Annotated in this window: 12 protein-coding genes; 8 read left to right on the top strand and 4 right to left on the bottom strand. The window is 62.2% G+C overall.

What is annotated here, in order from left to right; all coding sequences use genetic code 11:
- The first annotated feature begins 336 nt into the window (after positions 1-336).
- Positions 337-1,458, top strand: a complete 1,122-nt coding sequence (locus CEY05_RS05740) for a hypothetical protein (RefSeq protein ID WP_233161370.1) — start codon at positions 337-339, stop codon at positions 1,456-1,458.
- Positions 1,458-2,354, top strand: coding sequence for a hypothetical protein (locus CEY05_RS05735; RefSeq protein ID WP_088596461.1), 897 nt, complete (start codon positions 1,458-1,460; stop codon positions 2,352-2,354). The genes CEY05_RS05740 and CEY05_RS05735 overlap by 1 nt, the downstream gene beginning before the upstream one ends.
- A gap of 253 nt (positions 2,355-2,607) precedes the next feature.
- On the opposite strand, the gene CEY05_RS05730 is transcribed toward CEY05_RS05735, so the two are convergent.
- The 3 genes from CEY05_RS05730 to CEY05_RS05720 form a co-directional block, all read right to left on the bottom strand.
- Positions 2,608-3,093: a hypothetical protein gene (locus CEY05_RS05730; RefSeq protein WP_088596460.1), complete on the bottom strand. Its 486-nt coding sequence runs from the start codon at positions 3,091-3,093 to the stop codon at positions 2,608-2,610.
- Positions 3,094-3,191: 98 nt separating this feature from the next.
- The gene (locus CEY05_RS05725) at positions 3,192-3,713 is read right to left on the bottom strand and encodes a hypothetical protein (protein WP_233161404.1); all 522 of its coding nucleotides are present in this window, start codon (positions 3,711-3,713) and stop codon (positions 3,192-3,194) included.
- 382 nt (positions 3,714-4,095) lie between these two features.
- Positions 4,096-4,980, bottom strand: coding sequence for a LysR family transcriptional regulator (locus tag CEY05_RS05720; protein ID WP_088596458.1), 885 nt, complete (start codon positions 4,978-4,980; stop codon positions 4,096-4,098).
- A gap of 104 nt (positions 4,981-5,084) precedes the next feature.
- Here CEY05_RS05720 and CEY05_RS05715 point away from each other — a divergent pair, with 104 nt between their 5' ends.
- From CEY05_RS05715 to CEY05_RS05700, 4 genes are all read left to right on the top strand, one after another.
- Positions 5,085-5,558 carry an SRPBCC family protein gene (locus CEY05_RS05715; protein ID WP_088596457.1) on the top strand — a complete coding sequence of 158 codons (474 nt, stop codon included), beginning with the start codon at positions 5,085-5,087 and terminating at the stop codon, positions 5,556-5,558.
- 98 nt (positions 5,559-5,656) lie between these two features.
- The gene (locus CEY05_RS05710; protein WP_088596456.1) at positions 5,657-6,253 is read left to right on the top strand and encodes an HD family hydrolase; all 597 of its coding nucleotides are present in this window, start codon (positions 5,657-5,659) and stop codon (positions 6,251-6,253) included.
- Between the two features lie 103 nt (positions 6,254-6,356).
- Positions 6,357-6,944, top strand: coding sequence for a TetR/AcrR family transcriptional regulator (locus CEY05_RS05705; RefSeq protein ID WP_088596455.1), 588 nt, complete (start codon positions 6,357-6,359; stop codon positions 6,942-6,944).
- A gap of 83 nt (positions 6,945-7,027) precedes the next feature.
- Positions 7,028-7,534 carry a hypothetical protein gene (locus CEY05_RS05700; RefSeq protein WP_088596454.1) on the top strand — a complete coding sequence of 169 codons (507 nt, stop codon included), beginning with the start codon at positions 7,028-7,030 and terminating at the stop codon, positions 7,532-7,534.
- Positions 7,535-7,596: 62 nt separating this feature from the next.
- Here the strand turns inward: CEY05_RS05700 and CEY05_RS05695 are convergent, their stop codons facing one another.
- Positions 7,597-9,837: a gamma-glutamyltransferase family protein gene (locus tag CEY05_RS05695; protein ID WP_088596453.1), complete on the bottom strand. Its 2,241-nt coding sequence runs from the start codon at positions 9,835-9,837 to the stop codon at positions 7,597-7,599.
- Positions 9,838-10,177: 340 nt separating this feature from the next.
- Here CEY05_RS05695 and CEY05_RS05690 point away from each other — a divergent pair, with 340 nt between their 5' ends.
- Both CEY05_RS05690 and CEY05_RS05685 read left to right on the top strand, forming a co-directional pair.
- Complete coding sequence (locus CEY05_RS05690; protein ID WP_233161369.1) at positions 10,178-12,127, top strand: AMP-binding protein; 1,950 nt, start codon at positions 10,178-10,180, stop codon at positions 12,125-12,127.
- Positions 12,128-12,217: 90 nt separating this feature from the next.
- Positions 12,218-13,414, top strand: a complete 1,197-nt coding sequence (locus tag CEY05_RS05685; RefSeq protein WP_088596451.1) for an ABC transporter substrate-binding protein — start codon at positions 12,218-12,220, stop codon at positions 13,412-13,414.
- Positions 13,415-13,416 lie beyond the last annotated feature (2 nt).

Raw genomic sequence — 13,416 nt, 5'->3', positions numbered from 1 at the left:
AGCAATAAGTGCGCAGACGATCAAACATGATCCGTTCGCGCGTACGCTGCAGGCTGCCCGCGTTTTACGGGGCCAACTCGATGGTCCATTCGCCGGTGTTCCGAGTCCTGCGCTCACCGTGTTGTTGGTCATCGAGCAAGCGAAGGTGCAGCCGGACAGCCGCGGTCGATCAGCGAGGGTGTGGCGCCGTCGGTCAGTAGTTGGTGCAATTCGTTTGCACCCAAGGTTTTGCCGCCCCGGCGGTGGGCCCGAAGAGAGATGATGCAAGCTTGTATTTTCGCCAAAGGGAGGATATTCGCTGAACAGCGAATATGGCTGAAATAGAGAATATTGACTATGATGTTGGGGTCAGCATCGCTGCAGACCGTCGAGAATATGGCTGGATCGCGCAACACCCATAAGTCCCTCCTACTCAGGCAATTCCTCGATGAAATCGAGCAATTGCCTGACGCGCATGCTCGGGTGGTCCGCACGAAGGGAGCTTCCAGCGGCTACGACCACGCTGATGCCGTGGTCGACCTGACCATCGCCGGCAAGTCAGTCCGGCTACTCGTGGAGGCGAGGAAGGATGCCTATCCACGGGATATTCGCCAAGGCTTGTGGCGATACTCTGGAGCCACTGACGGTGGCGCGCCAAGCGTCCAGCGGCTGTTTCTAGCCGAATCGATCTCGTCGGGAGCTAAAGATCTGCTTAGACACGAACGAGTGGCTTACTGCGACAGTGGCGGAAGCCTGTTCCTGCCTATCTCGGGTGCCTATATCTACATTGACAAGCCTCTCCCGAAAGTTCTCGAAAAGGCAATCGGGTCTGTCTTCTCGGGCAGACGCGCCCAGGTGTTGCATGCACTCTTGACGACTCACCAGGAGTGGTTTGGCGTCGTTGACATGGCGAATCGCGCCCAAGTAGCGCCTTCGACCGTTTCGGACGTGCTGGCAGAGCTGGATCGATTCGATTGGTTGGAGAGTCGCGGGAAGGGGCCCGGCAAGGAAAGGTTTCTGCGCGAGCCTGGCGCCTTGCTGGATGAGTGGGAGAGGCAGGTTTCCACCTCGCGGGCGGCAACGTTGCACCGGTATTACGTGCCGGGACTGGATGCAGGTGCACTGATCGATCGGCTCGCTGAAGTTTTGAACGTACATCAAGCCTCCTATGCCGTGACGGCTGAAGCAGCGGCGCAGCACTATGCCCCGTTTCTGTCGGTACTGTCGCAGGTGCGGGCGCGGCTGTTCCCCGGTGCCGATGTTGACGCAGCCCTCATGGAACTCGACGCGCGCAATGTCCACGAAGGGGCGAACCTCGTGGTTATCGAGACGAAATCGACAGGGGAACTGCTCTTTCGCCAACAAGCCGGTGGGGTCTGGCTGGCGAGTCCGATACAGGTCTATCTGGATCTTTCGCGAGGTGAAGGTCGTGCCAAGGAAATGGCCGAACATTTACGTCGAGAAAGGATTGGATTTTGATGCGAAAACCTTCAACGCTGGATGGCTACAGTGATCGGTACACGATAGATTGTGAACGCGTTCTCGTGACCTTGCTTCGGGGGTTGGGGCCGTGGAAAGAGTCGGTCTACCTTGTCGGCGGCTTGACGCCGCGATACCTCGTCGCAGCCCGGCCTCCCATGGTCCCTGCGCATGCGGGTACGCTGGATATAGATGTCGTCGTAAATCTTCAGATTCTTGTGGACACGGACGCATACCATACGCTCGAGGACAACCTGAAGAAGATGCGCTTCGAGAGGGCAGAAAATGACAAGCAGCAGAAGCTGTCCTGGCGTTGGCAGACGCGCACGGAGCATGGTGTGCTGATAGTGCTTGAGTTGCTCACGGACGCTACCGAGATTATTGGTGGGAAGGTCCAGCCGTTGCCGACGGAAGGAACTATCTCGGCGATAAACATCCCGCATTCTTCGATCGTGTTCGATCTGCATCAGATCACGGAAATTCGGGCCGAGTTGCTAGGCGGGAACGGCGTGGCCATCGAGAAAATCAGGCATGCGAATCTCGTCAGCTTTACGTGTCTGAAGTCTTTGGCGTTCGATCAGCGTTTCGAGAGGAAGGACGCGCACGATCTCATTTATTGCATTGAGCATGCCCCAGATGGCATGGACGCGGTGGCCGCTGAATTCCATAGGGAACGCGGCGGCAAGCATGGTGCCGTTGTTGATGCGTCGCTGTCGATTCTGCGCCGTCGGTTCGCGACGGATACGGAAGTCGAGGGTTTTCGGAAGGACGGTCCTGTTTCAGTCGCCAAGTTCGAGGTCGGAGAGGGCAACGATCCTGGCCAACGGGAGGCGAGGGTGCTGCGTCAGCGACAAGCTAGCAACGTTATTGAATGCTTGCTTGCGCGCATCGGCTGACAGTTGAGGCGCCTGCAGTTCTGCTGGCGCGTCGATGCGATGAGTTTCGGGGCACGCCAAGAAGCGCCTTGGCCTTGAAAGACGAGAGGCAAGGGAAGATCCGAGATTTCCTGTATGCCGAGTGAGCTTGGTGGCAGAGGTTTACCATTTCAGGAAAATGATCACTGTCAGTAATCCATTTTCCTGCCTGTTAAACCACTTCGGAATAGTAAAAAGTGCCCGCAGAGCTACGGCGCTGCAAACACAGAGCCCCTCACTGCAGCGATCCCCACCGAGTCACAGCGGGCTCGGCGCTGGCCCACTTCCAGGCGCTTTGGTCGAAGCACGCCGTGGCGGTGAACCATTGTTCCGGTGACGTGGGTGTATCGCCGTCCTGCACGGAGAACGCGAACTCCTTGCAGGACGCGAGCACGGACGAGAAGGAGCGGGTGACGCGGACCTGGCCGTGGCCGTTTTCCACCGGCAGGAAATGCTTGACCTGCCATGTAGCAGTGCCGTCTACCGGCAAGCGGCCGGCCGTCTCGGCGATCAGCTTCTGCTGGTCCGCATGCATATTCTTCACGAAACGATTGACCGCTTCATCCGTGGCGGCTTGTACGGTGATGCCCACGCCCAATCCTACGGCCGGGTTGGCCGTGAAGGCGCCCGTAGTCACCGCGGCGACCGCGCCGCTGGCGGCGCCGATCGACGAACAGCCGCTCGTCATGGCTACCATGCACCCGCAAAGGATGGCGAGCATGCAAGGCACCGTTCGGTGGCCTGTGCGGCCTTGGCGCCATCCGCAACGCGACGCATGCGACGGTTCGCCGACGGGATCGCGCAAGCGCTTTACCCCGCTCACTGGAGTGCGCCCCAGCGATCGGTGGAAGGCTCGGCCGATGCCCACTTCCACGTCTTGCCGTCGCGGCACACCGACGCGACATAGAACGCACTCGAAGCAGCCGCATCCTTCGTCGCGTCGTGCTCGACGGAGAACACGATCTCCTTGCAATCGAGCGCGCCGGTGCTGATCTGGCGGCTGACCGTCACGCGGCCATGCGCATCGTCCTCGATCGGGAAGGAGTGATTGACGGACCAGTTCGCAATCGCGCCCTCCTTGAGCGGGCCCGCCACGGTGGCGATGCTGTTCTGCGTGTTCGTGTGAACGACACGCTCCGAGTACTGCACGCCGGCCTTCGCCAGCGCAAGCGCACCAAGGCCTATCCCGGTCGCAACCGCCGCATTGTCCGTGACGCGCGATGCGACCAATGCGCCGCCGACACCAGCGCCTGCCTGGGCACCTTCCGAGTAGAGTGAACTGCAGCCGGTGCAGGCCAGTGCCACCAGGCCGGTGAGCACGGCGAGCGATGTCAGGCGGATCCAGTCCGTGCCCGCAGTCAATGAATTATGGTTCCGTCGGGCCAGGGTCGTTACAGCTTCGACCGGTCGTGACGCTTTGTATGGGGAGTAGATGTGTCTTTGCATTTCCTGCTCAACTACGACGGCAGGAATTTGCTATCCCAACTCGCCGAAGCGCGCGCCTCAGCGCTTTTTTAATGGGACGAATTTTGCCCGATATCCTTTCTAGGAGTTACAGCGAAAATGCAAGAAATTGCAATGCGGTAGCGGTCCAGCCGAAGCCCTATCCCGCCGGTAAGGAGGTCGAGCAGGCTGGCGCTGACGCTGACCTCGGTGAATTGTTGGTAAACGCAGCCGATGTCGCTCGCCGGCGCAGAAATCCGAAGTGTGTGGGCCAATGAGGTCACCGTATCGGAACGACGAACGACCCGTCCGGATATTGCTCGCACATGAACTCCACGAAGGCCCGTACCTTGGGACTCTGCAAGCGCCGGGAGGTATGCAGGACCCAAAGCTCGACTGCGTCGCCGGCCAAGCCCCACGACACCAGTTCGCCCTTATCCAGCAGGCTGCCGATGATGGACCGCGGCAACATGGCGGCGCCCGCGCCTGCGGCAGCGGCATCGCGGATGGTCAGAAGCGAGGACAGGCGTAACACGGGCCGCGGTTCGACAAGGAGCTGGCCATCGCGCACGGACCATAGCTCGCCGTCGCGATAGGTGGGCATGACGATGGCCGGGACCGGGGACGGCTGACCGCGGCGCGCCTTGGGCATGGGAACGGACGGGGCGGCCGCCAGGACCAGCCGGTCCCTGGCGAAGCAGCGGCCAACCAGCGCGCTGTCCTTGGACGGATTGATGCGGATGGCCACATCGAAGTGCTCGTCGACGAGGTCGGCGAATCTATCCTCGGCCACGGCTTCGATCTGCACTTCGGGATGGATTGCCTGGAACGCGGCGGCCAGCCGCCCCAGGGCTACTTGCGAAAACAACAGCGGTGCCGCGATGCGCAGACGGCCGCGCGGTGTCGCAAGACCGTCGCGCGCCGCGGCTACGGCTTCGTCGACCTCGCGCATCGGCCCCGCGGTTCGATCCAGCAGGGCCTGGCCTGCTTCGGTCAGTTCCAGGCTGCGGCTGCCACGTTCGATAAGCCGGACGCCCAGGTCTTCTTCCAGATCGGCCACCCGGCGTGACAATGTCGCTTTGGAGCGGCCGCTGGCACGGCTGGCCCTGCCGAAACCGCCGTGCGTGGCCACCAGCTGGAAATCCTCCAGCGCATTGAGATCCATGGGTGTCTCATATTCAGTACAGGGTGTCTCTATTTTAGAGTCTGTGTTTTGAATATGAAACCGACTAAAGTCTGGTCATACCCAACCCGACAAAGGAATTCATCATGATCTACTCAACCGCTACCGTCCCGGTAAACCCCGCCGGTGAAACGAAACTGACCCGCGCGCAGGCATGGCAGGGCCTGGTGCTCAAGGCGCGCGACGCCCGCCTGTTCCTGCCGGCAGGCCTTTGCACCCGTTGCGACGTGGTGGAGGAAAGCGCGACCCATTTCGTACGCGAGGCCACCATCGCCGGCGCCGATCTGCGCGAGATCATCACGCTGGAACCGCAGCACAAGGTGACCTTCTTCCAGGCCACCGGCCCGCGCGAAGGCGCGATCGTCAACGAGCTGTTCGAAGACGAGGCCGGTGCGCTTCAACTGCGCTTCTACTGCTATACCGGCCTGCGCGGCAAGCAGCCGGGCGGCGCCGAGGAGCAGGCCGAGCAGGCGCAGTTCGACAGCGACAAGGGGTATAAGGCCGCCTTGCTGTCGACGTTGAAGCGCACGCGCGACTTGCTTGCCGAGGGGCGACTCTGAAGCCTCTCCAAGCGAATACGAGACCGGATCAGGCAATATCGGCCCTGGCCGGTCCGTAGACTATGCTGTCGCGTTACTAGCGGGTGGAGGACCATGCCATGAGTGAACTGGAGAAGCAGCTGAGCTTCCTGAAGGAGATCGATCGCCTGAAAAGCGTCGTCCGGCAATCGCCCTTGCTCGATCGCAGCCGGAAGGAAAATTCAGCCGAGCATTCCTGGCACCTGGCGATGTATGCCTTGGTCTTGAGCCAGTACGCGAGTGCCGCGGTGGATACTAATCGGGTCATCCAGATGCTGTTGCTGCATGACATCGTCGAGATCGATGTCGGCGATTTTCCGATCCACGGTGGGTCGTCGCAGGAAGTGCAGGCTGAACAGGAGTCCAAGGCCGCGGCGCGCCTGTTCGGCCTGTTGCCGCAGTCCCAGCGCGATACGTTCGTCGATCTGTGGCATGAGTTCGAGAATGCCGAGACGGACGACGCGAAGTTCGCGAAAGCGCTGGATCGCTTCCAGCCTCTTCTCATCAATGTGTTCACCGGGGGCGGGACCTGGACGGAGAGCGGCGTGCCGCAGCAACAGGTCTTCGACCGTTACGGGCCGGCGATCAAGCGTGGTGCGCCGAAGCTATGGGCGCTCTGCGAGCAGTGGGTGGCTGAACATTATGCCGGGCAGCTTGACAGTCAATCAACCAACTAGTAGATTGACGATTGGAGACAGCCACCGCAGAATGCCACACGCCAGTACGGTCGCCTGCGGCTTTCTGCCTCCGTCTACGTTTGAACGAACCGAGTGATCAGCCATGAGTGCGGAGCTTTCCTCCCGAGCCACCGAGATTGCCGACCAGACCAAGCTGCTGCTGGCTGCCGGCGGTTATCACGGATTCAGCTACGCCGACGTGTCCAAACGGGTGCTCATCGGCAAGGCCAGCATCCATTTCCATTTCCCCAGCAAGGCGGATCTGGTGCTGACGGTGGTCAAGCGCCATCGCGAGCAGGCCCGCGCAGGGTTCGCCGTGCTCGACCAGCAGATCGAAGATCCGCTGGCGCGGCTGACGGCGTATGCCGATTACTGGTTGGAGTGCATCCGGGAAGGCTCGTCGTCCATCTGCATATGCGCCATGCTGGCGGCGGAATTACCCATGATCCCGGCTGAGATCGCCGAGGAAGTGCGCGCATATTTCGCCGACCTGTCGGCTTGGCTGGCAACGGTCCTGGAGCAGGGCGCCGCGAATGGCCAATTCAGCTTGCGCGAAAGTGCGCTGAACGAAGCGCAGGCATTCATGTCCACGGTCCACGGCGCCATGTTGACGGCGCGGGCCTTGGGTAACGCCGAATCGTTCCAGGCGATTTCCCGAACCGCAATCGCCCGGCTGACGACACCTGCTTGAACATCGGAGAAGCGTGCCGCAAGGCGCGCTATTTTTTAACCATCTAATCGACCAACTAGTTGATTGTCTTTTCAGAGAATCCTATGCCACATCCTGTTTCCACCCTGGGTGCTTTCCACACCGCCATCAGCGCGGCGACTTTCGCAGCCGGGCTTTACTGTTTTGCCCGCTACAGCAAAATCGACGCTGCCACGCGGTCCGGGCATGTCTACCTGGCGGGCCTGCTGGTATCCGTGGCAACGTCCTTCGGCTTGTCCAGCACCGGTGGCTTCAATCTCGGCCATGCGCTAGGTATCGTGGCGCTGCTGGCGACACTCGGCGCGCTATGCGTCAATCGGATTGCGTTTCTTGGAGGCGCGCGGCCTTATCTGCAACAGCTTGGCTTGTCGTTCAGCTTCTTCTTGTTGCTGGTTCCTGGCATCAACGAGACGCTGACTCGGCTACCGGTCGCCCATCCCCTCGCGACCGGTCCCGATTCGCCCCTCGTGCGCGGTGCACTCGGGGTGTGGCTGGGCCTATTCGTGTTGGGATCGATATTGCAGTTTTTCCTGCTTCGCTCCGAACGCCAACGGGCGCGGCTGATCTCGTAGGGCGGGTCCCGTACCAGGACCGCCCGTACCACGATCACTCGTACCAGCACCGCCTTCCGCGATCAATACCCGTAAGCCGCCCCATTACGCCGGTTGTCGGCGGCGCCGGAGTAGGTGGGATTACCGTCGGCGTCGTAGGTGACGGCGATCCCCGACAAGCCGCTGACCAGGCCGTCCAGGGCTATCGTTCCCGCGGGATAGCGGTAGTACGACGTCAATCTGCCAAGGTTGGCGGCAATGGGCTTGCCGGCTTCCAGTTCGGCGACGGAGTCCGCGCTGTCCTGGCCGCTCCAGTTGTCGGCATCCAGCGAGGCTTGCAGATCCTGGCCGAATACGACATTGCCGAGGAAAGACTTCACGATGTAGTCAGGGATGGGGCCGCCGCCGGCCGAACCCCACACGAGGCGCAGCCGGCCCTGCGCGTCCAGCGCGATCGACGGCGAAATGGACGTGCGTGGGCGCTTGGTCGGCGCCAGGCCATTGACGTCGCCACCCACCGCGCCGGCGGAAAAATTCGACAGCGCATCGTTGATGATCATCCCGGCCGCTTCGATGTGCGCGCCCCAATGCGTGTTGATGGTCGTCGTCATCGACAGCGCATTGCCATAACCATCGATGATGGCGACGTTGCTGGTGGTATTGAAGTCTTCATTGCGCGGACCGGGGCCGCCGATCTGCGCAACCGTCAGCGGCGAGCTTTCCGCGCTGGCTACCTGGACGGCCTTGGACACCTTGGCCGACGCCAGGGGCACATACAGGCTGGGGTCGGTCGCCACATAGGCTGGAATACCTTGCGCCGTGGTGCCCGCGGTCACCGAGGACATGGCGGTAGCGCTTATCAGCGCGGCCCGTCCATCCAGATAGCCGTCGGCCAGCATGCCCTGGATGCGCGCATCGATGTTCGAGTAGGCGGGGTCGCCGATGTAGGTGCGGCGATCGATATTCGCCAGACGGCTGGCCTCTGTCGCCAGATGGACATACTCATCGCTGCCGAAGGTCTGCGCCGCCATGCCCTTGCGTTCCAGCAGACCCAGCGTATAGAGCACCACCACGCCGCCGAAAGAGGGCGCCGGTTGGGTGTACACGGTGGTGCCGAAGCGCGTCGCGGTCAAAGGCTTGCGTTCGATGGCCCGGTAGTTGGTGAAGTCGGAAGCGCTCATCAGGCTGGGGATGCGCGCGGGCTGCGGGTTCGTCGATGAATACGTGGCATAGCAGTTGTTGCTGCCGTCGCTTTTGAACTTGTCGGCCGCGAAACGCGCCAGGATGGCCGTGACGATGGGACCGCCGGCGTCGTAGAAAGCCGCCGCGCCGCCATCGCGCACTTCCTTCAGCGTGGTGGCCAGTTCAGGGTTCTTGATGACGGTGCCCACGGCCAGCGGTTTGGCGGAGTCCGGATCGCTGGCGTCGCAATAACGGTTGTGGATGTCGCCATACTTGCAGCGCACCGCCCCCTTGGCCGTGCCGCTGCTGTTGACCCAGGCCGGTTCACCGCCCGCGGGCAGCGGCAGCCCGGTGTCTTCGTCGTAGTCGGTGCCCGAGTTGTACAGCGTCGCGTACATGTACCGCGACATGGGGAAGCCGTTGCTCGCGTACCCGATGGCGTCGTCCCACAAGGTGTCCCAATCCTTCTTGCCGTAATACTGATGCACCAGGTCGAGCACTTTCAAAGTGCCTGGCACGCCGGCGGCGCGTCCGGAAATATTGGTATTGCCTTGCCAGGCCGACAGGCTGCTGCCCAGCGCCAGACCGGCTTTGCAGCTCAGGTCGTCCGTCACCGCGGCCTGGTAGATCGACGCCGCGCCGCCGGTGGTGGCGGGGGCGGCGGCCAGGCCGTCGAAGGTGCGCACTTTCTGCGTGGCGGCGTCGTAGTAGGTGACCAGGGTGCCGCCCGCCAGGCCGGAGGCGAACGGTTCCACCACGGCCAGCACGCCTTGCACGGCGATGGCGGCATCGATGGCGCTGCCGCCGTTGGCCAGTATCTTGCACCCGGCCGCTGACGCGTTGATGTCGGCCGACGTGACCATCATGTTCGTCCCGGTGATGCCGACGATCTGGCCATAAGGGGCACCCGCCTGGGCTTTGCACATGCTGGGGTCGAAGGTGACGGTACGTCCCGTGGGGGTGGAGTCGGCTGGCGGCTTGTCGCCCGACGAGTCGGAAGACGGCGTGGTGGCCGGTGGCGACGTGCTTGGCGGCGCGTCGTCGTCCGACGAGCGATCGCCATGGCAGGCGCTGACCAGCAACGCCGCCGCGAGCAGCAATGCGCCCACCAGGCCCCGAGTACCGAATGCTTCGTACTTCATGCGCGTTCCCTTGTGTCGTGGTTATTGATGTAGCGACGGTGCCGCCTTTGCGGCGGTCGTCAGAATGCCTGGAATTTTATTCAGGCCAGTATTCGGGCGGCAACGGCTATGTATCAGGGGGTTCCCCTCTCCAAAACATGGATTTCATTCCATTCGGTTGTCAGACCCCCCAATTCTTGGCGCCGCAAGCGGCAGCGCATCACGCCTATGTGCTTTTCTCATAATTTCAACGCGCTGCGCTATGACACGCACACATTGTCCGCGCCGCTGCCGATTCCTACACTTCTCGAACCAATCAACGCGTATCGATATTCCCCAAAAAACGCGAGAAGGAATTCATTTGGAACAGCGCTTTGGAGACAACCCGGCGCTCCCTCCGCGTAGGGAGACGGGCGAGGGGCGGGCAAGAATAAGGACGACTCGTTCGGAGCAAAGGATCCGGGCACTCAGCGATATCGAACGCCTGGAGCGCGAGCCTTACGACGAGTTGCTGCCGTCACGCAGCATGTATGAGGTGTTCCAGGCAACCGCAACGCTGTACGGCGACCGGCCCGCGCTGACGATGTTGCGTTCCGCGGCGCTGGACGATGCGCCGACGACGTACACCCATGCCCAGTTGCTGGCCGAGATTACGCGAGCGGCCAATCTGTTCGCGCATTTCGGTATTGCCGGCCAGGGCGTGGTGTCCATCCTGGCGCGGACGCATGCCCGCGTGCCCGCGCTGATCTGGGGCGCGGAAACCGCCGGCACCGCCAGCTGCATCAATTACCTGTTGGCGCCGGACGTGATCGCCGCCTTGCTGCAAGCGGAGCAGACGCGCATCCTGGTGTGCGCCGGCCCGGCCCTGGACGCCGAGGTCTGGGCCAAGGCGTGTGAGGTGATTGCCCGTGTGCCGGGCCTGCAAGCCATTCTCGTACTGGGCGGCCAGGCCGATTGCGACGATCCGCGCGTGCTCGACCTGGACGAACTCATCGACCGCCAGCCCGGGGATCGATTGACGTTCGATTACGTCGCCGATCCCGACGCCATCGCCGCGCTTTTCCATACGGGCGGAACCACTGGCGTACCCAAGCTGGTACCGCAGACGCATCGCAATCAGATTCATGCCGCCTGGTCGCTGGCTCAGTTATTCGACCTGACGGAGCAGGACGTCTCGCTGAACGGCTTTCCCCTGTTCCATGTCGGGGGCACGACGACCATAGGCATGTCGGTGCTGGCCACTGGCGGCCATGTGGTGATGCTGTCGCCGGCGGGTTTGCGCGATCCCGAGATCGTCAAGAACATCTGGCGCTTCGTCGAACGCTATCGCGCGACGTTCATCGGCGGTGTTCCCACCTCCATCGGCGCCATGAGCGAAGTGCCGGTCAATGGCTGCGATGTGTCGTCGGTGCGTTTCGCCTTCACCGGCGGCGCGCCCCTGCCCAGCGCGATCGGGCAGCGTTTCGAGGAGCGCACGGGCATTGCGCTGCTGGAGCAATACGGCATGACCGAAAGCGTGGCGGCCATCGCGGCCACCCCTTTGAATGGCCGGCATGTGCGCGGCAGCGTCGGACTGCGCGCGCCGTTCTCGGCCATCGACATCATGCGCCGCGACGAGACGGGTGACTGGGTCGTTTGTCCGGCCGGCACGGTCGGTTCCGTGGTGGCGCGCGGGCCGCAGATCGTGCGGGGCTATCTGAACCCCGAGCACGACAGAAACGCCTTCACGCCAGACGGAGGGCTGGTCACCGGCGACCTGGGCCGCCTGGACGAAAACGGCTATCTTTTCCTGACCGGGCGTGAGAAGGACCTGATCATACGCAGCGGGCACAATATCGACCCGCAAGCGATCGAGGATGTCGCCAACAGCCATCCCGCCGTGGCGGTAAGCGCCGCCGTTGGCATGCCTGACGCTTATGCGGGCGAACTGCCAGTGATTTTCGTGGCATTGGCGCCAGGCCAAAGCGTGGACACCGATGAACTGCAGCGCTTCATCGCCGACCGGATTCCCGAACCGCCCGCCCGGCCGCGCCACCTTTTCGTGCTCGACGCGATTCCCGTCACCGGGGTGGGCAAGATCTATAAACCGGCGCTGCGCGACATGGCGCTGGTCTACAAGCTGCGCATGGAGATTGGTGCATTGGGACAGGCGATCGAACTGATCGACATCGCCGCGGCGAAGGATGGAACGGAAGCCGCAGTGACGCTGCGGGCGGCCACCCATGCAGACCGTGAACGGTGCGACAACAGTCTGGCTGCCGCCCTGGCAAACCTGCATTGCAAGGTCGAAGTGGCGTGGGCGCAAGCGTAGCGTGGTGACAGCGTCGAGGTAGGCGCGCAGGACTGCAGTACCTCCCATCCGTCATGGAAGGGATCCATTAAAAATAAACCGGAGACAGATATGACCAATCGACGCGACTTTTTGCGGATCTCGGCGGCAGCCGGCCTGGCCGCGCATCCCATTTTTTCCATCGCGCAAAGCGATGAACTGGTGCTTGCCTGCCCGACCGCGATGTCCGGCACGTTTTCCGCCATCGGCAAGTATTCCGAGCTGGGTATGAAACTGGCCGTGGAACAACAGGGCACGGTGCTGGGCAAGAAGCTGGGTTATCGCATGCTCGATACGGAGGCCAAGCCAGCGACGGCGGTGCGCCGCGTGCAGGAGGCCATGGAACAGCGCCATATCAATATGTTCACCGGCGCCTTGCTGTCGGCGGAATCGCTGGCGATGAGCAAGGAAATCGACAAGGCCGGCGGCCTGCTGATTACCAATGGCGGGGCGGACGAGTTGACCGGGTCGGACTGCAACCGCAGTACGTTCCGTTGGGCGCTGCCGACCTACAGCCTGATTCAGGGGTCGGCCCGCCCCCTGATCGACCTGATGCCGCAGGCCAAGCGCTGGTACACGATCACGCCTCAGTATGTCTTCGGTGAAGGCCTGCTGCGCAATGCCAAGGCCTTGTTCAAGGAAAAGGGCATCGAGCACGTGGGCAACAGCTACCACTCGCTGACCGAACGCGAATACAGCGGCTACCTGACCAACGCCATGGCTTCCAAGGCCGATGTGCTCTTCCTGTTGAACTACGGCGCCCAGGCATCGGATACCTTGCGCCAGGCCATCAGCTTCGGCCTGAAGCAGAAGATGACCATCATCGTCGCCGCGGCCTCCGGCCTGGAACAGTTCGAAGGGCTGGGCGCGGACATCTGCGAAGACGTCTATTTCGGTGCCGTTTACTGGCACACGATCGATACCGCCTACAACAAGCGCTTCGTCGGCCAGGTACGCGACAAGTTCAATATCTCGCCGAACTACAGCCTGGCTGCGCCCTACGTGAATACGCGCATGCTGATCGACGGCATCAACAAGGCCAAGAGCACCGAACCTGCCGCCGTGATCGCCGCCCTGGAGGGCATGCAGTTCGATGGCGTGACGGGTACGGAAGAAGTGCGCAAGGAGGACCACCAGGTGCTGCGCGACTTCTACCTGATCAAGGGCAAGGCCAAGGCGAAGATGAAGGACAAGGACGATTACGCCGACATCATCAATTCCGGCCGCTTCTTCCTTTCCCCGGAACAGGCCGGTTGCAAGATGGCTTGACG

It is taken from the genome of Achromobacter sp. HZ34, from assembly GCF_002209485.1.
Lineage (GTDB): Bacteria > Pseudomonadota > Gammaproteobacteria > Burkholderiales > Burkholderiaceae_B > Bordetella_C.
This window is presented reverse-complemented; position numbering and strand designations above follow the sequence as displayed.